Annotated in this window: 21 protein-coding genes; 20 read left to right on the top strand and 1 reads right to left on the bottom strand. The window is 42.1% G+C overall.

Annotation, left to right across the window (positions count from 1 at the left end; translation table 11 throughout):
• The first annotated feature begins 102 nt into the window (after positions 1-102).
• From ACZ41C_RS15385 to ACZ41C_RS15370, 4 genes are all read left to right on the top strand, one after another.
• Positions 103-3,366, top strand: a complete 3,264-nt coding sequence (locus ACZ41C_RS15385; protein WP_464562654.1) for a SusC/RagA family TonB-linked outer membrane protein — start codon at positions 103-105, stop codon at positions 3,364-3,366.
• Between the two features lie 19 nt (positions 3,367-3,385).
• The gene (locus ACZ41C_RS15380) at positions 3,386-4,723 is read left to right on the top strand and encodes a hypothetical protein (RefSeq protein ID WP_121848280.1); all 1,338 of its coding nucleotides are present in this window, start codon (positions 3,386-3,388) and stop codon (positions 4,721-4,723) included.
• Between the two features lie 97 nt (positions 4,724-4,820).
• Positions 4,821-7,361 (top strand): spermidine synthase, encoded by a 2,541-nt coding sequence (locus tag ACZ41C_RS15375; RefSeq protein WP_464562651.1) that lies wholly within the window; start codon positions 4,821-4,823, stop codon positions 7,359-7,361.
• Positions 7,362-7,392: 31 nt separating this feature from the next.
• Positions 7,393-8,196 carry a DUF6503 family protein gene (locus ACZ41C_RS15370; protein WP_464562649.1) on the top strand — a complete coding sequence of 268 codons (804 nt, stop codon included), beginning with the start codon at positions 7,393-7,395 and terminating at the stop codon, positions 8,194-8,196.
• Positions 8,197-8,207: 11 nt separating this feature from the next.
• On the opposite strand, the gene ACZ41C_RS15365 is transcribed toward ACZ41C_RS15370, so the two are convergent.
• A complete protein-coding gene (locus ACZ41C_RS15365) occupies positions 8,208-8,651 on the bottom strand; it encodes a QcrA and Rieske domain-containing protein (protein WP_275615829.1) in 444 nt (147 codons plus the stop codon).
• Positions 8,652-9,070: 419 nt separating this feature from the next.
• Here ACZ41C_RS15365 and ACZ41C_RS15360 point away from each other — a divergent pair, with 419 nt between their 5' ends.
• The 16 genes from ACZ41C_RS15360 to nhaA all read left to right on the top strand — a co-directional run bounded on the left by ACZ41C_RS15360 (position 9,071) and on the right by nhaA (position 18,971).
• A complete protein-coding gene (locus tag ACZ41C_RS15360; RefSeq protein ID WP_275615831.1) occupies positions 9,071-9,490 on the top strand; it encodes an HYC_CC_PP family protein in 420 nt (139 codons plus the stop codon).
• A 179-nt stretch (positions 9,491-9,669) separates the two neighbouring features.
• On the top strand, positions 9,670-10,251 hold the full coding sequence (locus ACZ41C_RS15355) for a helix-turn-helix domain-containing protein (protein ID WP_094997501.1): 582 nt from the start codon (positions 9,670-9,672) through the stop codon (positions 10,249-10,251).
• Between the two features lie 72 nt (positions 10,252-10,323).
• Positions 10,324-10,731 carry a c-type cytochrome gene (locus ACZ41C_RS15350; protein WP_275615832.1) on the top strand — a complete coding sequence of 136 codons (408 nt, stop codon included), beginning with the start codon at positions 10,324-10,326 and terminating at the stop codon, positions 10,729-10,731.
• The gene (locus ACZ41C_RS15345; RefSeq protein WP_464562646.1) at positions 10,728-11,885 is read left to right on the top strand and encodes a porin family protein; all 1,158 of its coding nucleotides are present in this window, start codon (positions 10,728-10,730) and stop codon (positions 11,883-11,885) included. The genes ACZ41C_RS15350 and ACZ41C_RS15345 overlap by 4 nt, the downstream gene beginning before the upstream one ends.
• A 22-nt stretch (positions 11,886-11,907) precedes the next feature.
• Positions 11,908-12,228, top strand: a complete 321-nt coding sequence (locus ACZ41C_RS15340; protein ID WP_275615834.1) for a hypothetical protein — start codon at positions 11,908-11,910, stop codon at positions 12,226-12,228.
• A gap of 97 nt (positions 12,229-12,325) precedes the next feature.
• Positions 12,326-12,826, top strand: coding sequence for a hypothetical protein (locus tag ACZ41C_RS15335; protein ID WP_275615835.1), 501 nt, complete (start codon positions 12,326-12,328; stop codon positions 12,824-12,826).
• Positions 12,827-12,860: 34 nt separating this feature from the next.
• Positions 12,861-13,130, top strand: a complete 270-nt coding sequence (locus ACZ41C_RS15330) for a hypothetical protein (RefSeq protein ID WP_275615836.1) — start codon at positions 12,861-12,863, stop codon at positions 13,128-13,130.
• A 15-nt stretch (positions 13,131-13,145) separates the two neighbouring features.
• Positions 13,146-13,361, top strand: coding sequence for a heavy-metal-associated domain-containing protein (locus tag ACZ41C_RS15325; protein WP_275615837.1), 216 nt, complete (start codon positions 13,146-13,148; stop codon positions 13,359-13,361).
• A 27-nt stretch (positions 13,362-13,388) separates the two neighbouring features.
• On the top strand, positions 13,389-13,607 hold the full coding sequence (locus ACZ41C_RS15320) for an SHOCT domain-containing protein (RefSeq protein WP_414459864.1): 219 nt from the start codon (positions 13,389-13,391) through the stop codon (positions 13,605-13,607).
• 39 nt (positions 13,608-13,646) lie between these two features.
• Positions 13,647-13,862 (top strand): SHOCT domain-containing protein, encoded by a 216-nt coding sequence (locus ACZ41C_RS15315; RefSeq protein WP_094997493.1) that lies wholly within the window; start codon positions 13,647-13,649, stop codon positions 13,860-13,862.
• Positions 13,863-13,928: 66 nt separating this feature from the next.
• The gene (locus ACZ41C_RS15310) at positions 13,929-14,375 is read left to right on the top strand and encodes a hypothetical protein (RefSeq protein ID WP_275615839.1); all 447 of its coding nucleotides are present in this window, start codon (positions 13,929-13,931) and stop codon (positions 14,373-14,375) included.
• A gap of 78 nt (positions 14,376-14,453) precedes the next feature.
• Positions 14,454-14,729, top strand: coding sequence for a DUF5676 family membrane protein (locus tag ACZ41C_RS15305; RefSeq protein ID WP_275615840.1), 276 nt, complete (start codon positions 14,454-14,456; stop codon positions 14,727-14,729).
• A 262-nt stretch (positions 14,730-14,991) separates the two neighbouring features.
• Positions 14,992-15,696 carry a lycopene cyclase domain-containing protein gene (locus ACZ41C_RS15300; RefSeq protein WP_318344307.1) on the top strand — a complete coding sequence of 235 codons (705 nt, stop codon included), beginning with the start codon at positions 14,992-14,994 and terminating at the stop codon, positions 15,694-15,696.
• Positions 15,697-15,750: 54 nt separating this feature from the next.
• Entirely contained in the window at positions 15,751-16,227 is a 477-nt protein-coding gene (locus tag ACZ41C_RS15295) for a universal stress protein (RefSeq protein ID WP_275615842.1), read from the top strand.
• Between the two features lie 7 nt (positions 16,228-16,234).
• Entirely contained in the window at positions 16,235-17,650 is a 1,416-nt protein-coding gene (locus tag ACZ41C_RS15290; protein WP_275615843.1) for an NAD(P)/FAD-dependent oxidoreductase, read from the top strand.
• Positions 17,643-18,971, top strand: a complete 1,329-nt coding sequence (gene nhaA / locus ACZ41C_RS15285) for a Na+/H+ antiporter NhaA (RefSeq protein ID WP_464562640.1) — start codon at positions 17,643-17,645, stop codon at positions 18,969-18,971. The genes ACZ41C_RS15290 and nhaA overlap by 8 nt, the downstream gene beginning before the upstream one ends.

The following is an 18,971-nucleotide window of genomic DNA, read 5'->3' as shown; positions in this document are numbered from 1 at the left end:
GTATGGAGTGAACCTTAAAAGAATCAGGGATTGCTGGAACAATCCCATGATTCCAAACGAATTTAAAAACTATTTGACCAATTTCTAAACTCTCTCAAAAGTATGAAAAACACACTATGTAAAAGGTATTTTACGATTAAAATAGACCTGAAAATGAAAATTACCATGTTGTTTCTTTTGGTTGCCTTTTTTCAACTTCAGGCAAATAACACGTATTCCCAGAAATCCAATATTTCTATGAACATGAAGGATGCTACGATAGCCTCCGTATTTGAAGAAATAGAGAAAACGACCGATTTCAACATTCTTTATAAGAATTCCACTTTAGACATCAATAAACGTATTTCCGTAAACGTCGACAAAGTCAAGATAGATGAACTGATGGGTATAGTTCTAAAGGAAACCGATGTTTCTTTTGAAATTAGAAGAAAACTTATCGTGTTGGTTGAAAACGGCAAAACGTTGAATTCCGGTACAAGTCCGGCCTCATCCAATCCTCCAAAGGTTCCGGATCAAACTATGACGGTAACTGGCACGGTAACCGATCAAGACAATATTCCCTTAGGTGGAGTGAGTATTGTCATCAAGGGCTCCACTAAGGGGGTTTCCACCAATTTTGATGGGGAATATGAAATAGAAGCTTCTGAGGGCGATATTCTTGTGTTCTCCTATATTGGCTTTTCCTCACGTGAAATCAGTGTAAAACAAGCAGACGTAATTAACGTTGCCATGATGCAAAGTTCAATGGATTTGAACGAAGTAATCGTTACCGCAACCGGTGCGCGCCGTAAGGTTGAGATGGGAAATTCCATTGCGAATCTCAACGTTGCCGATGACGTAAAGCAGCGGCCGATAAGCAATGTCTCGGACCTACTTCAGGGGCAGGCGACCGGCGTTCAGATTTCAAGTAGTGGAGGTTCTACAGGCATGGGCTCGCGCATTAGGATCAGGGGTTCGAACAGTGCATCCCTTTCCAACGAACCAGTAATTTATGTTGATGGTATTTTGATTAATAACGAGGCAAATTCAATCTCTTTTGAAACAGGTGGGCAATCCCCTTCCCGTTTAAATGATATCAACCCAGAGGATATTGAGTCTATCGAAATCATCAAGGGTCCTTCCGCGGCAACATTATACGGATCTATTGCGGCCAACGGTGTAATTCGTATTACCACTAAAAAAGGTAAACAAGGAGAACCAAGATGGTCTGCATTTTTCGAGAGCGGTTTGGTAGAAGATGTAACAACCTATCCCAAAAACTATCAGGCACTTGACGCAGCAGGCAATCCCGGTTTCAACTTTGAAGCGGCCGAAGGCACTTTTGTCCACAGTACGGTCAATTCTTTTCAGCCCTTGAACGACCCGCGTACCTCGCCTTTTAGAACCGGACAGTCTTATGGCGGTGGGTTGAGCGTATCGGGAGGTTCGGAAGTACTCACCTATTTCCTTTCGGGAAGTCTTAGCGACGGTGAAGGCGTGTTGCCCGTCAATAACATAAAAAGAACGAATTTCCGGGGAAATTTCGGAGCCAAGATTACTGATGACCTTAAGGTAAATTTGACCACGGGCTACACCAACAGTAATCTGGAACTTCCCTTGAACGATAATTTTGCCCTCGCATTAATGAGTCAGGGCCTAAATGGTACATCGACCATAGATGTCAACAACGGTTGGGGCGAATTTACACCCGATGAACTGTTTACCATAGACACCCGGCAAATAATCAATCGTTTTACCAGTGGTCTTGAACTCATTTGGCAACCCTCTGAAAAATTGAACCTAAGAGCCTCCGGAGGCCTAGATTTTACATCCCGTTGGGACAGTCAGTTTTTCCCCACGGGTGAAGCCCCTGATTTTCTAAACTACGACGAAGGTGCCCGGTTCTCTAATAGGTTCAACGATTTTGTCTATACTTTGGATGCCGTAGGTTCTTACAAAACAGATCTTTGGGAGGGCATAAATTCCAGAACTTCCCTTGGATTCCAATATTTACAGAATCTTTCGCAAGGCACCTTCGCAACCGGTCTTCAGTTGGTTGCGGGTAGTAATTCTATTGCGGGGGCAGCAGTAACACAAAGTAACGAACAGACCATCGAGTCGCGTACCGTAGGGGTCTTTGTGGAGGAACAGATCGGTTTTAATGACAAATTGTTCGTGACAGGTGCCGTACGGGCCGATCGCGGGAGTTCTTTTGGTGCCTCGTTCAATTCGGTATTTTACCCCAAAGTGAGTGCTTCTTGGCTGATTTCGGAAGAAGAATTTTTCAATGATTCCGACAAATATGGCATAAGCTCGTTACGGCTTAGGGGAGCCTGGGGAGCCTCGGGGGTACAACCGGGCACCAATGATGCGCTGAGGTTTTTCAATCCCATAGCCGCTACACTGGACGGACAAAGTGTTACCGGGGTCACTATTGGCAGCGTTGGAAACTCCGACTTAACCCCAGAGCGGTCAACGGAAGTTGAGTTCGGCTTTGATGCGAAACTATTGTCCGAAAAAATTGGCTTTGAAATGACCTATTTTAATAAACGTACCGAAGATGCTCTTATATTTAGGCAATTGCCCTTATCGCTCGGCGTGGGCGAAGGGCGCTTTGAAAATTTGGGTTCCGTTAAAAACTCGGGTATTGAAATTGGATTGAATACAAGAATCATCGAAACCGATAAGTTTTTCTTTGGGGTCGATTTTGTGGGTTCGTTCATAGATAATGAATTGATAGAATTGGGTGAGGGCATACAACCGGTCATTTTTGGTCAACAACGTCACGTTGAAGGCTTTCCCCTTGGCGGTTACTGGGATGAAACCTATACTTTTAACGATGCCAATGGCGATGGTTTCATTGGGCAGGATGAGATACAAGTTGGGGAAGTAGGGTACTTAGGTACGCCGTTTGCCACTACCGATATTTCATTTACCCCAACACTTAGTTTTTTCGAAAATCAATTTGTGCTAAGAGGACTCCTAAACTACAGGGGTGGTCAAAAACTTTATAACAACACCGGTTCTTGGCGAAACGGGAATAGTAACAACCAAGAACTGAACGATCCCAATGCCTCGCTTGCCGATCAGGCAAGGGCCGTTGCATCAAAATTTTTGGGCACTAATGCTGGTTATATCGAAGATGCTTCGTTTTGGAGGCTACGTGAAATTTCGTTGACCTATAATGCGCCTGTCACCTTTTCGAGTCAACTTGGTTTTGATCGTATAAGCCTGACGCTTTCCGGGCAAAACTTGGGTGTATGGACCGACTACACGGGACTTGATCCCGAAATAAGTTCTGTGGGGCAAGCCAATTTTACTACTGAGGAATTTCTCAGTCAACCACCCGTGCGTTCTTGGAAAGCAAGGCTAAACCTATCTTTTTAATATAAAAAAATCTAAGAAAATGAGAACATTACTGAAAATAAAAAACAACTATTCCAGATTGATCTTTAATGTCGTTGTTTTGGTTGTACTTACATCGTTGAGTATATCTTGCGATTCGGTGGTAGAAGTTACAGATCCTGATATTGTTACACCGGAATCACTTAATAGCGAAGCCGGTATACAAACCCTACGCGCGGGTTCTTTGGGAGATCTTGCCGTGGCCATGAGCGGTTCCGCAGCAGGCCATGGGGCTACCACGGGCCTAATCGTTATGAGCGGCCTTATGGCTGATGAGTATAGTTATTCTGGAACCTTCCCCACTAGACGTGAGGCTGATACCCGAAACCTTCAAGATATTAACGGTGACATAAATACAATTTATGGTAACCTGCACAGATCACGAACCGGGGCCGAAACTACTATAGACCTTCTTGCCAATTTCGGCGGAAATCCAGAAGTGGAAAGCGAGATGCAAAGTATCGTTGGGTATGCCTATGTCATGTTCGCAGAAACCTTTTGCGGTGGGGTTCCCTTTAGCAAGGCACCTGCCGACGGAGGTGAATTGATCTATGGGGAGCCTTTGACTACTGAGCAAATGTTTAATGCTGCGGTCGAATGGTTTGATCAAGCCATCACCAACGCCGGCAGCAACGATAAATTGGCCAACCTGGGGCGGTTAGGCAAGGCCCGCTCCCTTTTGGGCCTAGGACAAATTGATGCCGCGGCTGGCGAAGTAGCTGCTGTTCCATCAGATTTTGTTTACAATATTGAACAATCGGACAACAGTCGTAGACAAGAGAACGGTATTTATATAATGACCACTGTTCGCCGTCAGTTTTCTATAGCAGATGGCAAAGGCGGCAATGGTCTAATGTACCGCTCCGCTATGGATCCCCGGACACCTTGGGACGGGGGCACGGAATTTGGACAAGATGATATTACCCTGTATTACAACCAACTCAAATTCAATTCCTCCAGTGTACCCGTGGCCTTGGCCTCAGGAATAGAAGCAAGGTTGATCGAAGCCGAGGCGGCCGCTAGTGCAGATGATGCCCAAACCGTCGAGAATATACATAATGAACTTAGGGCCGCAATGGGTCTATCAGAGTTAGACCTCTCAGGAATTAGTGGCGAAGACCTGTTGCTGGCCCATTTTTCAGAACGTGCCTTTTGGTTGTTCAGTACCGGTCATCGACTGGGAGACCTAAGAAGACTTGTGGATGTTTATGATATGATGCCCTCTAGTGTGTTTCCATGGGGGCCTTATTTCAAGGGAGGGGAATATAATCCCAATCTTAAATTTCTAGTCCCACAGTCAGAATCGAACAACCCCAATTATGTTGGCTGTTTGGATTGAAAATATTTGAAAATGTCATACAAAAAAGAGAGGAGGCTTTTTAGGGCCTCTTTTCTTTTTAAGTTTGCTGAAGGCAAAGTTGTCAATTACATTTTTTATGAAAAACCTGTTAGCGATTCCAAAATTTGAACGTTCTGGAAGCTTCATTTTCTTATGTGCCTTGTTTTTGTTGTCCGGCACCGCTGGCCTTATATTCCAAGTGATTTGGATGTACCGGCTGGGACTTGTGTTCGGGAATGCGGCGTATGCAACGGCTGCAACATTATCCGCTTTTTTTCTCGGATTGGCCCTTGGGGGACGGTTTTTTGGCAAGGCTTCCGCCCGTTTTAAACGGCCACTTCGCTTATATGGCTTTATGGAGCTAGGTATTGCCGTAACGGCACTCTTGTTGATTCCTGGCCTCCATTTCTATGAAAAATACTATTCTGATATCGTATCTTTTTTAGGGGTTTCAAGAAGCGTTCTCTTAGTCATCAAGTTTGTATTTGGTATTTCATTACTTTTTTTTCCTTCATTTTTAATGGGAGGCACCTTTCCCGTTTTGGCACAGTACATCGGGAAAAACCGAATTGACCTTTCAAGACGTGGAACGATTTTGTATGCCGTAAATACCTTAGGGGCCGCTCTAGGTGCTTTTGCTGCCGCGTTTTATTTGTTAGCTAGGTACGGGGTCAGTGCAACCTATAGCTTTGCCATGGCCCTGGCTCTTTCCGTAGGGGTTCTGGCGCTTGTTATCGACCGCTTTTATAAGACTCCCCGCCCCGCTACTCTTGAAGCCTTCGATTGGCCTGAAAAGCACGAAAAATCCACTTACGCTACATCCGAATTGGGTTATGGCCAATTCATCACGGTCGCCTTTTTTTCCGGGGCCTTGGCACTAGCGGCCGAAACCTTATGGACTAAAATGTTCGCCCAAGTTTTACAAAATTCGGTCTATTCGTTCGCTGCAATATTGGTAGTGTTCCTTTTATCCCTAGGGCTTGGCGGTATTTTATCCCATGTGCTGGTAAGGCTAAGGGCGCCGTCAACAAAACTTTTGATCTTATTGTTGGCCTCGGCCGCAATTTTGATAGGAATATCTCCAACGGTATTCAGTACTGTGACAAACGGACTTGAGTACCTTGCAGTGAACGCATCTTGGCTTACATATATATGGTCCGTCTTTAAACTAAGCCTAATAGTAATTATGCCTCCAACTATTATTTTAGGTGCCGTGTTTCCCTTTCTGTTGAAAGCGGCCCCTACAATCCATATGCCATCTGGGATAATCGCGGGCAAATTAGTACTCTACAATTCGTTGGGCGGCTTTGTGGGGCCGGTAGTGGCAGGTTTTGTTCTACTTGATTTGGTCGGCCTCTGGAATAGTATAAAAATCATTGCTGTTCTGTATGGCATCTTAGCTCTATTGATTGTTTTCCCAGCATCCGGAAAAAAGAAAATTATTCAACTTTTATTACTAGTTACATTGATTTTCGGAATATTCGTGTTGAAAAACCCACCTCTTGTACAATTGAAAACAGGAGAAAAAGTACTGGATTATTGGCAATCAAGCGACGGTGTCGTCTCTATAATACAATTGGCGGGAAATTTAGAGATGCGATTAGATAATTTTTATGTGCTCGGGGATTCGAAATCGTTTTTGGTCGAGCAAATGCAGGCCCATGTTCCGCTTATGATACATCCAGCACCTAAAAATGTGGCGTTTTTGGGACTGGGGACCGGCATCACGGCAGGTGCGGCGTTTAACCATGATGTAGAAAATGTAGTAGCCGTTGAACTGGTGTCCAACGTGGTTACTGCGGCAAAACGTTATTTTTCACCTTGGACCAATGGACTTTTCAAAGATAAACGGGCGAATATAGTAGCTGACGATGCCAGAAACTTTCTTCTGGGCGCCAATAAGAAATTCGACGTTATTATCGGAGACCTTTTTACCCCGTGGCATGCAGGTACGGGAAGTCTTTACACCCTTGAACATTTTGAACAAGTTAAAAAGCGATTATCGCCCGGTGGCATCTTTGCGCAATGGTTACCGCTATACCAGCTTACACCTGAGAACTTCAATACCATTGCCGCTACATTTGCAGCCGTTTATCCACAAGTGACACTCTGGCGGGCCGATTTTTCCAAGGACCGGGCCAGTATCGTACTCGTTGGCCAGGAAGCAGGCTCACAGCTTAACGATAATACCTTACGCAAAAATATTGTCCATGTAGTGGGTAAGCAAATTGACCCGGAAAACAACCACATGGCCGGTCTTTTTTATCTAGGTAACTTGGAGGCCATTAGAAATCGGTTGTCGGGTGTTGAACTGAATACCGATGACAGAAGGTCTATTGAATTTAAGGCACCTATTCTATCGCAACAAGCCAATTCGGGCAGTGCAAGCTATATTACAGGCAAGGAGTTGGATGATTTGTTGACCTTATTAAATACTAATCTTCCTGCTGGGAAAGACCCCTATCTTTCCAACTTAGCAGAGGAAGAAATTCGATTTGTAAAAGTGGGGGCGCTTTACCATCGTTATTTGCGATATGTCAGTACCGGGGAAGAAGATAAGGCAAAAAAAATACGGGAACAGATACAGTTCTTGGCACCGGACTTTTTACAGACGGAGACCAAAGCTATTGATGAATAGAATAAGGGAATACCAACAAACAAGAAATAAAATGAATTACCAAAAAACAACTGGACCGATCAAGAACTATATGAAACAAGTAAGCAACAAACCATTCTTTTTTTCGATTCCAATAATCATATCCATACTATCTTTTAGTCTTTCCTTTGCGCAACAAGATATCATCGATAAGGCCATAGCAGTTTCGGGAACCGAAAAATTGAAAAATGCAAAGGCTTCATTTGATTTTCGGGATTATCATTATAAATACAAAAGAAACCAGGGGCGGTTTGAATACACAAGAATCGGCAAGAAAGGCGATGGCACGGAAATACGGGATGTCTATACCAATAAGGGGCTGGTCCGCTATGTGGCCGATACCTTGATAAGCCTTACCGAAAAAAGAGAGAAAGCCTATACCAATTCGGTAAATTCAGTGATGTACTTTGCGTTTTTGCCCCTTTGGCTCAAAGACCCCGCGGTCATTGTAGAAGACCAAGGTAGAAGCGTGATAAAAAGTAAGGAGTACTATAAAATCCGTGTTACTTTTAAGCAAGAGGGCGGTGGCGATGATTTTGAGGATGTGTTCCTCTATTGGTTCGATGTTGAGGATTATAGTATGGATTATCTGGCTTACAAATACTTTACTGGCAAAGGGGGAATGCGGTTTCGGGAAGCATACAACCAGCGCAACGTTAATGGGGTCGTAATACAGGATTACCGTAACCTACAACCTAAAATAAAGGACGGCATTGATTTTGATGAAATCGAGAAGGCTTTTGAAAATGACCAACTGGAAGAACTCTCCCTAATTCAATTGAAAAATGTGAAAATCAAAACGATACCCAAACCTTAGCTCAGTCTAATTCATTCAAAGACCCGAAGTAGGTTTCCAGTAAGTTCAGTCTGGAATATTTTCAAAGGGTTGCTCGTAATACTGTTCAAGGGCTTTCCGGTTTGGTCAAAGCGTGCGCCATGGGTAGAACAATAGTAAATACCGCCGTCGTTCTCAACAAACCTAACTTCCTCGGTCTGTTGATGGCTACATATCTGACTGGCCGCCACAAAATTACCTTCTAAATTTTTAACTACGACCACATAGTCTTTTAATATATAATCGCCGTTGTTCTGTAAGCTAGTACCCTCATTGGAGTTAAGGTCTATCGTAAAATCGATTCCAGTAGGTATCGGTCTCATATCCTCTGGTGAAACGTCTCCGTTACCATCTTTGGAACAGCTTTGAACACAGGGAAAAACAATTGCGAATGCCGCACCGGCACCCAAACTTCGTAAGAACTGTTTTCTTTCCATAACAAAGACTTTTAAAAATTAACGTCTTTTGCTAGAAAATCGTATCCAAACAATATATATATGGTCTTCGGCGCATCTTTTAAAAGATAGTAAAATCAATAATTTCTCTACACGGGGGTCTAACTAAGTGTTTGAACGCATCTGATTTATAGTGTTATATACCCAAAAGCACACACCAATTTTTTAGTACTATGCTGATTGTGTTTAGTAAAAAACAAGAATAGCTTTTATTCGAGTTACTACATTCAACTTTTTTTGCAAACATGACAATCGTCATGTTCTTGTTTAATCACTTATGTTATTTTTGAAAAATAATATCATTTAAATTGATTCTAACTACATAAAAATTAGATTATTATATATTTTTCAAATTGACCCTTAATTTTAAAACTTAAACAGTTTTTTGCTAATTTTAGAGTATGAAGCGCTTTTTACGTAAAATAGTATCCATCGGTTTGACGTTCGCAATACTTTTTGCGACCACATCCTTTAGCGCTGATATGCATTTCTGTTGTAACAAATTAGTGGATATTGCCGTATTTGGTAAGGCAAAATCTTGTGACGATAAAGTTCAAAAAAGCGAAAGCCCTTCCAAGGAGTGTTCTGTAGGAGCCAAGGATTGTTGCAGGAATGAAACATTTAGCAAGGCCGGTGATGACAACGTTAAAAAGGTTACCGCGGAATTCAGCATCGAAAACTATGTTTTCTTACATAGCTTTTTTTACACCTATATAAATCGTTTTGAAGGGCTAGATAAAAACATCGTTCCCTTTGTAAATTACGATCCGCCATGGATCGAGAAGGACATTCTTGTGCTTCATGAAACTTTCCTTATTTGATTTTTATTCAAACAGATTATTGATCCAATAATCTGTACTTCCTACTGGCAAACATCGCGTTCTGCCCTCTAATGTCGTACCCTTTATTCCAACGACACTCGCTCCAATTGGTCAAAATACCAAATAATAATGAGTCCTTACGGACATAAGCAATTAGAACATTCAATAAACCCTAAAGTATGGATTCTCAGAGAGAATACTGGATCAAGAATATGGTCTGCAGTCGGTGCCTTAAGGTCATAAAGCAAGACCTTGAAGAAATCGGTGTAGAAGTGCTTTCCCTTGAACTGGGCAAACTATCAGTCCGTATCACTACTGAAATCGATAAAAAAATCGATTTGAAAATAGCGGAGGTGCTTCATTCCAACGGATTTGAAATCGCCAAGAACGAGGAGGAAATGATCGTTGAGAATATCAAGATCACCTTAATCGAACTTGTAACAGACCTTCCTTTACATATTAAGGAAAAGACTTCCGAACATTTGGCAGCAGAACTACATCGCGATTATAAGATGTTGAGCAAGATTTTCTCTAAAAAAGAGAACATTACCATTGAAAAGTACTTTATAAAACTGAAGGTCGAAAGGGTCAAAGAGCTCATACAGTTGCAACAGCATGCGTTCTCAGACATAGCCTATCTACTTGATTATAGTAGCGTGAACCATTTATCCAGACAGTTTAAAAATGTTACTGGATTGAGCATGACAGATTATAAAAACAGCCAAGTATGGGAAAGAAGCTTCCTGGACGAAATTATATAGATAAGAACGAAAATTATGCAGATGTAAACATCCAACAAAAAATAGATTTACTAACAATTCAATACCAATAAAATGAAAAACAAAAGAGACATACGTATTTGGACCATATTAATGGTCACAGGTTTGTTAATTCTCGGGTTCAATGGCCATGCCCAAGAAAAATGGGTAGCCCCTGCAAGTGCCGATAAGATTGTCAACCCCTTAAAGGGGGACACAGATGCAGTGGCAAACGGGAAAAGGACGTACAGAATGCTCTGTGTGGTCTGCCATGGAGCCAAGGGCAAAGGTGATGGCGTTGGTGGCGCAGGATTAAAGCCGCTACCGACCAATTTGACCAGTGCCGAGTTCCAAGCCCAGACCGACGGCGCAATTTTCTGGAAACTAGAGGAAGGACGCTCACCCATGGCCTCCTATAAAACCGCTCTTCCCGAAAAGAAAAGATGGGAATTGATTAACTATATCAGAACCTTGAAACAATGAAAAAGCTAATATATTTTCTAACAGTAGTGGTCTTAGGTACAACTTCATACGCCCAGACCTATAACACGTTTGAACCGAGCAAGACCCAATTTATGCTGCGTGGTTACGGGCATACAGGATTTGAGTATATGGATTCTGGCGATGAAACAGAATCCACATTTTTGGGTGCGGCCTTTGCTCCAATATTTCTTTATAAACATTCAGATAGGCTGATGTTCGAGGCAGAACTGGAGTTTGTTCTTGAAGGGAACGAACTGGAAACCGGTTTGGAATATGCGGACGTTATGTATGCACTTAATAGAAACATGACCGTTAGGGCCGGAAAATTTCTTTTACCATTTGGCACTTTTATGGAACGCTTGCATCCTGCATGGATTAACAGATTGCCCAATACGCCTTTGGGCTATGGGCATGACGGGATTGCACCTTCCTCGGGTATAGGGGTAGAATTAAGAGGGGCATTTGATTTGGGAGGCCCTACTTTGAACTATTCGGTATACTCCACAAACGGTCCACGTCTCAAGGACGGTAATTTGGAACCTGAAGAAGCGGGGATGCTTCAATTCGAGAATTATGAGGACACCAATCTTGCCAAGGCTTATGGGGGTCGAATCGGGTTGCTGCCTTTTTCTGATTCTTCCACAGAAATAGGGTTTTCAGCGTATTCCACTAGTGGAACGGGGGAAGAAGATTCAGAATATGAAGATATCGGTGCCTTTCTCTATGCCTTGGATTTTTCCTTTGTCAAACAAATATCAGGAATAGGCGGCGTAGTTGACGTAAAGGCGCAATACAATAATTCCAATGTGGATACGGCAACTTTTACAGAACTGGAGGATGGTATCGCAGAAGAATACTCTTTTGATAACCAAAGTAATTCCTTTTATGGGCAATTGAGCTATAGGCCTACAATGGCAAGCAATGACTTTGTCAAGAAATTGGAGTTTGTTGGAAGATATTCAGATTTCAATGCTCCCGAGGGTGCCGAATGGGAGGAAAAATCAGTTCAGTATGCCTTTGGCGTCAACTATTGGCTGAGCTGGCGTTCTGTAGTCAAGTTGAGTTACCAGACCACGGAAACAGAAGGAGGCCATGACGGTAATGGAATCACAAATACAGATGGATTATTTCTGCATTGGGCCATAGGATTTTGATCGAATCATAAAAAGCAAAAAAATGAAAACAACATATAAATTATCGATAGTCTTGGCCTTACTGGCCATCACGGGTTTGACAGTGGTTGCGTGCTCTTCAACCAAGACAAAATATTCGGATGTGCCCGCCGAAACGGTAGCGGATACAGCTGATGATTTCAAGATAGAGAAATCAGGAGCACAGCTTTGGGGAGAGACCTGTAATCGCTGTCATATTGCCCCATCTCCAGCAGATTATAACGATACCGATTGGGAAACCATTAGCCTCCATATGAGGGTAAGGGCCAATCTTACCGAAAATGAAAGTAAAAAAATTGAAGAGTTTCTTAAATCAGCAAATTAGGGTTAGAGGTAGATGCTCCCATAGTAATAGATGCTTAGCTATGGGAGCAAAATTCCAAAAAAAGATAACAATTGAATCATAATTAAAATATAACACTATGAAAACAATAACAATCATTATTTCGGTATTCGCAATGGTTATCCTATCCAGTTGCAACCAGAAAACAGATTCTAATGCTATGCTCGAAAATTCACAAACGAGAACGGCACTCTTTGATGCAATTGCCAATAATCACAGCTATATGACCGAATTCATGGACAATATGAAAGGGAACGACCATGCCATGCAGATGATGCAGGGCAACCAACAGATGATGGGTAATATGATGAAAGGCCAGGGTATGCAAATGATGATGAAAGATAGCATGATGATGAAAAACATGATGAAAGATAGCATGATGATGAAAAACATGATGCAATCCATGATGAAAGATGGAATGATGATGGGCGATATGATGAAAATGATGCATGAAAAAGGCATGATGAGCGAAGATTGTATGGAGTCTTGCATGGATATGATGGCCGAGAAAGGAGTAGATAATATTGAACAGGCCAAATTGGAATTGAGCAAAAGCCAAAGTCATGGCGATCATCATTAAAGTATATAAAATTTAACACTAAAAAATAGAAATCATGAAAGGTCATTGGATATGGATGGTTATCGGTTGCGGACTTCCGTTACTATTAATTTTTTTCGCCCCAGCATTGGGCATTACGGGATATAACGGACTTTTTGGCTTTATCATCCTGATGTTCGTGTTTCATCTCTTTATGCCGCATGGCGCACATGGCCACGGTAGGCATAACCATTCGGAACAGAATAATAAGCAACACGAATATGGTAAAAAAAAATCGTTGGCATCTGAAACCAATGAGGAACATAAGGGCCATAGCCATCATTAAAAAAATCAGAAACCAATGAAACATAAATATCAAATAAACGGAATAAGCTGTGGCGGATGTATAGCAAGGGTAAAAAAAACCATGGAAGCACACCCGGACATTGAGAAAACGGAAATCTTTTTAAGCCCAAAAGGAAAGACGATCATCAGTATGAAGGAGAAACTTTCAGTAGAAGATTTGCAAAAGCAACTCAACAAACTTGAGGGCTATACCATTACTGAGATCATTTAAAATAATAGTAACCATAAAATTAAGAACATGTTTTACAGAGATGGATTTTTTTGGGGAATGCACCTTATCTGGTGGGCAATTTGGTTAGTGGCTTTAGGCTGGATTTTTTTTGCGCCGTCTGGCACATCTGATGCAGAAATCAATGAAGACGATCCGGTAACAACGCTCAAAATCCGGTTTGCCAAGGGCGAGATTTCCAAGGAGGAATATGAGCAATCAAGGAATCTTTTAAGATCGGACAAATAGTCCAACAACGAACAACTATTAATCTTTAAATCTAAAACTATGCATTTTTTTGACGGACACTGGGGCGGTATGCACTTCGTATGGTGGATCATATGGTTGATCCTCTTAATATGGATCTTCTTTGTGCCATACGATATCCCGTACCGAAAATCAAAGAAGGAAGACCCTCTCGCAATTCTCAAAAAAAGATTTGCCAATGGGGAAATTACAAAAGAGGAATTTGAAGAATCAAAAAGGATTCTAAAATCCGAATAGTGTCATTTCAACTTTAACATGACACTAGGAATAATAAGCAATTAGTAACACTTAGAATGAATCAAAATGAAAACAAAAATCAAAAAAGCAGTAGGAATTGTATTGGCCGTTTTCACATTATCGGCCTGTGCACAAAAACAGGAAAGTGCTGTAAAGGATATGCTTAAGAACCCCTCTAAACAAGAGGAAGTCTTGACCTTGATGGTCGAAGACCACGATTTGGGCAAAAAGTATATTACCAAAATGATGGATAATGATCATGCCACGGGCATGATGGTAGACGAACTCGTAAAAGCAGCGGCAAACGATACCATTCTCGCCGGTAAACTGAGCGATATGATTACTGGATACCCTGACCTTATGCTATTGACCACCCATCATTTTATGCCGGTCATTGCCAATGACAGCCTTTTGAGCAACACCTTTTGTGACCACACTTTGGAGCATGAGGAATTGGAAAAAGCTATGCACAATAAGATGGAGTACAAAAAAAGTATGGAAAAGAACCATTAATTAAAATTTTGGTTTAGCACAAAGGGTCTTTACTCCACAAATGAATTTGGAACAACTATTAACATAAAAACAACAATCATGTATCGATTAAACGTAAAAAAACTTGGTTTTGCATTCGGTCTCACAGGAGCCTTGATTTATCTGGGCTGTATGGTCGTCATGGCTACCGCAGGGCAAGAAGGGAGCATATTATTTTTCAATAGCCTATTGCACGGTCTGGACACGACCAATATTATAAGAATGGATGTCCCCCTACTGGAGGCTCTCTTTGGCATCGTACAAACCTTTATTCTGGGATGGCTTATCGGAGCATGCATTGCAGGCTTTTATAACGCACAAATTAAGAGGAGATAATCTAAGCTTGTGGATAGAAGAGGCTTTAGAATATGGCACTGCATTGACCGCTGGTATATTGTTTTTTCCTGACAATCTGCTAGTGGTAAGTGCCAAAAAATGGGTAAAATAACAAGGGGGCCAATGGAAACTTATTTGGTAAAATCGGGCACCATGTGCAGCTGGCCTTGGTGTATTCCTTTAGTAAAATATTCAATAAACAGTTCGGCGACAGGGAAGACCTGTTGAATCTGGACATAATTATATCAACTAGAAGATTCCTATGCAATACGTTTGGTTTATATGGTCGCTTATCCTCCTTGCCCTTTGGGGCCTGGTTTACCTCCTGAAAAAGGATTCTAGGAAGGAAATGCTCAAAATGAGTTGGATAACGATGCCCTTCGGGCTTACAGAACCTTTGTTCGTTCCTGAATATTGGCATCCGCCGTCCCTTTTTGATTTGGCGATAAAGACAGGCTTCGATATTGAAAGTCTCATCTTTTCATTCGCTATTGGGGGTATTGGTACGGTATTGTATAATCTTATTTTTAAACGTGGCTACGTTGAATTCCCGCACACCGAAAGAAGTCATAGAAGACACTCCCTGCATGTATATATTCTCTTTGTTCCAGTTTTGGTTTTCGGGGCCTTGAGTCTTTTTACCGAATTGAACCATATTTATTGTGGGATTCTAGCCATGTTCATGGGCGGTTTGGCAACGCTGTATTGCAGGCCAGATTTAATAGAAAAGATTTGGATCGGAGGTCTATTGTTCACGGTGCTCTACTTTATTTATTTCGGTAGCATCCTTCCGTTCTATCCCGATTATGTGGAACTCTACTGGAATCTGGAGAACCTGACCCATATATTGGTTATTGGTATCCCCGTTGAGGAACTGTTGTTCGCTTTCACTTTCGGAATGTACTGGTCGGGGCTATACGAGCATTTGTATTGGAAAAAATTGATGAAACCCTTGGTCGTAAGTTGATTTGGCAATATGGGAATTAAGCATAATTAATCATGAACAAATAAATTTAAAAAGATGAAAATAGTATTAGCAATAGATGGTTCTGACTTTAGTAAAGTCGCCATAGATGAACTTGCAGCGCTGCCGTTGCCTGCGGGTACCGAAGTATGTATTTTGAATGTGTTCGAAAATCCCATGTTGGCCGCTCCTGGTGCCCTTCCATTGGGCGGCACACTTGGCAATTATTATGAAGAAACGGTATCCAATGCGAAAAAATCAGCAGAAGATCTTGTTAATGAAGCTTCAAAATCATTAAGTGACAATAATAGCGCATTGTCTATAACAACAGCGGTGGTCAATGGCCTTCCCAAAAGTGCAATTTTGGAAAAGGCGGAAGCCTTTGATGCCGATTTAATCGTAGTCGGGTCGCAGGGTCATGGTGCATTTTCCAGATTTCTGCTTGGCTCGGTTTCCCAGTCCTTGGCAACGCATGCCGACTGTTCCGTCATGATAGTACGGAAACGCGACTCGAAAGAGAAAAATAATCAGTAAAAAGTTAATGAGCAATAACCAAATGTTAGACCGTATCAACAACAATACATGTAAAGTGACGGAAGCTATCTGCTTGCCAAATTCTAGGTTGCCACGGGTAGTTATAGTTGGAGGGGGCTTTGCGGGTCTAGCATTGGTGGAAGGGCTGAAAAACAAAGATATTCAGGTTGTACTGATAGACCGCAACAACTTTCATCAATTCCAACCCTTATTTTATCAGGTAGCCACTAGCGGCCTCGAACCCGATAGTATTGTGTTCCCTTTTAGAAAACAAATTAAGGGGTATAAGAATGTAAGCTTCAGGCTGGCCGAGGTAAAGGAAATTCAAGCCTCTACCAATACTGTCATAACGGACAAAGGAAAACTTACCTACGATTATCTGGTCTTGGCTACGGGAACAAAGACCAACTTCTTCGGTATGGAAGAAGTGGAAATAAATAGTTTGGGCATGAAGGATATCCGGGATTCCCTGAACATCCGCCACATGATGTTGCAAAACTTGGAGCAGGCCGCGATTACATGCGATGATGAGGAACGCGATGCCCTTACCAATTTTGTGATTGTGGGCGGTGGCCCTGCAGGGGTAGAAATGGCAGGTGCCTTGGCGGAGTTTTGTAAATACATTCTACCAAAGGATTATCCAGAGTACCCTTCTTCCATAATGAACATTTATTTGGTGGAAGCTATGGACGAAGTGCTCTCGGCCATGTCCGACAAAGCTTCTTCAAAAACCCTGACCTATTTGGAAAATCTAAACGTGAAAGTATTGCTGAAAGAGTCCGTTAGCAATTATGATGGTAGGATCGTACAAACCAAAAGTGGGAAGACGATTTTGGCCAAGAACTTAATTTGGACGGCAGGTGTAAAAGGGGACTTCCCAAAGGGTATCGATGAGAGGCATGTAGTGAAGGGAAATCGCTTAAAAACCGATGCTTATTTGAAAGTAGACGGTCAAGAAAACATTTATGCCATCGGGGATATTGCCGCCCTGATTTCCGAAGAGACCCCAAAAGGCCACCCACAGGTAGCACAGGCGGCCATCCAACAGGGAAAATACCTTGCCTGCACATTGATGGGGATCATCAATGATAAACCAATAGGGTTATTTAGCTATAAGGACAAGGGTTCTTTGGCTACCGTTGGTAAGCGCAAGGCTGTTGCAGATCTAGGTAAACTAAAGTTTGCCGGCTATTTTGCCTGGTTGCTGTGGTCGGTCGTACACCTGTTATCCATTAGTGGGTTTCGAAACAAGTTATTGGTCGGCTTCAATTGGGCCGTAAGCTATTTTTCCTATGAAAAGAGCAATAGGGTAATTATTAGGAATTTCAAACTTAATAATACTGCGAAAACTCAAACAAAGGATAATTCCGAAAATCATTTGGAAAAGGATGTAAACACAAAAAAATCCAGTATTGATGTCTAAACACCTTACAAATAACGGCATTATTAAATTCTTCGGCAGCACGGCCAAAGAACTCAATAACAGTGGTGTTGTTCTCTTTATCACGGTCGTCGTCGCAATGGTCTGGGCCAATTCGCCGTGGAAGGAATATTATATCGACTTAATGCAAACTGATATTGCCTTTACCGTTGGCAGTCTTCAGCTATCGGAGCCACTGCTGTTATGGATCAACGATGGTTTGATGGCCCTCTTCTTTCTACAAGTAGGTCTGGAGCTGAAACGTGAAATAATCGGTGGTAAACTTTCATCCCCAAAGAATGCGGTGCTACCTATTGGTGCAGCTATAGGTGGCATGGTACTTCCTGCCCTTGTTTATTTTATGTTCAATAGCTCGGGCGAAGCTTCTAATGGTTGGGGCATTCCCATGGCCACGGATATTGCCTTTTCTCTAGGGGTCCTGGCCCTTGTCGGCAAAAGACTGCCAGCCTCTTTAAGGGTTTTTCTTATTACGTTGGCGATAGTGGATGATTTGGGAGGCGTCTTGGTCATTGCCCTATTTTATACTTCCGGTATATCCGAGATGGATTTACTGCATGGGCTATTGTTCTTCGGAGCTTTGATTATAGGCAATTATGCTGGAGTGAGAAGCACTTGGTTCTATGCCATCATTGGTATCGGTGGTGTTTGGCTGGCCTTCTTTTTTTCAGGGGTACATCCAACCATTGCCGGGATTCTGACGGCATTTGCCATTCCTGGTAGGGTAAAAATTAAGGAGAATACCTTTTTAGAGCGTTTAGACCGTTTGCATAAGAGATTTCAAGAAACCAAGTCGATAAAGGGCACGCTTATCTCAAAAACGCAATTGGAGATATTGGAGGATATAAAGACTGCAAGTTCCGAGGCTGAAACTCCACTTCAAAAATTGGAAAGGACTTTAAACCCAATAGTGGGCTTTGTAATTCTTCCCTTGTTCGCTTTGGCAAATGCTGGAATACATCTTCATGGAGATTTGTTGAAAGTACTATCCAGTCCCGTTAGTTTGGGGATTGGTCTAGGTCTGATTTTTGGAAAATTTATCGGTATTACCGCTTTTTCACGACTGCTGGTCGCATTTAAACTGGCCAAACTACCGGAAAACGTGAATTGGAACATGATTTATGGTGTGGCCTTTCTTGGAGGAATAGGCTTTACAATGTCATTGTTTATAAATGAATTGGCTTTCACGGACGAGTCCCTAATATTTACGGCCAAGGTAAGCATCCTATTCGCTTCGATGATAGCAGGGGTAATGGGCGCGCTACTATTACACGGAAACAGTAAAAAATTAATAACAGTTAAATAA

This window comes from Maribacter sp. C-4077, assembly GCF_055378385.1.
The sequence above is the reverse complement of the archived record's forward strand: the minus strand, read 5'-3'. Positions and strand labels throughout refer to the sequence as shown.

Bases quoted from the DNA above. Each gene is read 5' to 3' on its own strand.
- ACZ41C_RS15355 (WP_094997501.1), top strand. From the start codon at position 9,670: ATGGATTCTCAGAGAGAATACTGGATCAAGAATATGGTCTGCAGTCGG.
- ACZ41C_RS15330 (WP_275615836.1), top strand. From the start codon at position 12,861: ATGAAAGGTCATTGGATATGGATGGTTATCGGTTGCGGACTTCCGTTA.
- ACZ41C_RS15320 (WP_414459864.1), top strand. From the start codon at position 13,389: ATGTTTTACAGAGATGGATTTTTTTGGGGAATGCACCTTATCTGGTGG.
- ACZ41C_RS15380 (WP_121848280.1), top strand. From the start codon at position 3,386: ATGAGAACATTACTGAAAATAAAAAACAACTATTCCAGATTGATCTTT.
- ACZ41C_RS15370 (WP_464562649.1), top strand. From the start codon at position 7,393: ATGAATTACCAAAAAACAACTGGACCGATCAAGAACTATATGAAACAA.
- ACZ41C_RS15325 (WP_275615837.1), top strand. From the start codon at position 13,146: ATGAAACATAAATATCAAATAAACGGAATAAGCTGTGGCGGATGTATA.
- nhaA (WP_464562640.1), top strand. From the start codon at position 17,643: ATGTCTAAACACCTTACAAATAACGGCATTATTAAATTCTTCGGCAGC.
- ACZ41C_RS15350 (WP_275615832.1), top strand. From the start codon at position 10,324: ATGAAAAACAAAAGAGACATACGTATTTGGACCATATTAATGGTCACA.
- ACZ41C_RS15345 (WP_464562646.1), top strand. From the start codon at position 10,728: ATGAAAAAGCTAATATATTTTCTAACAGTAGTGGTCTTAGGTACAACT.
- ACZ41C_RS15300 (WP_318344307.1), top strand. From the start codon at position 14,992: ATGCAATACGTTTGGTTTATATGGTCGCTTATCCTCCTTGCCCTTTGG.
- ACZ41C_RS15315 (WP_094997493.1), top strand. From the start codon at position 13,647: ATGCATTTTTTTGACGGACACTGGGGCGGTATGCACTTCGTATGGTGG.
- ACZ41C_RS15310 (WP_275615839.1), top strand. From the start codon at position 13,929: ATGAAAACAAAAATCAAAAAAGCAGTAGGAATTGTATTGGCCGTTTTC.
- ACZ41C_RS15360 (WP_275615831.1), top strand. From the start codon at position 9,071: ATGAAGCGCTTTTTACGTAAAATAGTATCCATCGGTTTGACGTTCGCA.
- ACZ41C_RS15340 (WP_275615834.1), top strand. From the start codon at position 11,908: ATGAAAACAACATATAAATTATCGATAGTCTTGGCCTTACTGGCCATC.
- ACZ41C_RS15290 (WP_275615843.1), top strand. From the start codon at position 16,235: ATGAGCAATAACCAAATGTTAGACCGTATCAACAACAATACATGTAAA.
- ACZ41C_RS15385 (WP_464562654.1), top strand. From the start codon at position 103: ATGAAAAACACACTATGTAAAAGGTATTTTACGATTAAAATAGACCTG.
- ACZ41C_RS15375 (WP_464562651.1), top strand. From the start codon at position 4,821: ATGAAAAACCTGTTAGCGATTCCAAAATTTGAACGTTCTGGAAGCTTC.
- ACZ41C_RS15305 (WP_275615840.1), top strand. From the start codon at position 14,454: ATGTATCGATTAAACGTAAAAAAACTTGGTTTTGCATTCGGTCTCACA.
- ACZ41C_RS15365 (WP_275615829.1), bottom strand. From the start codon at position 8,651: ATGGAAAGAAAACAGTTCTTACGAAGTTTGGGTGCCGGTGCGGCATTC.
- ACZ41C_RS15335 (WP_275615835.1), top strand. From the start codon at position 12,326: ATGAAAACAATAACAATCATTATTTCGGTATTCGCAATGGTTATCCTA.
- ACZ41C_RS15295 (WP_275615842.1), top strand. From the start codon at position 15,751: ATGAAAATAGTATTAGCAATAGATGGTTCTGACTTTAGTAAAGTCGCC.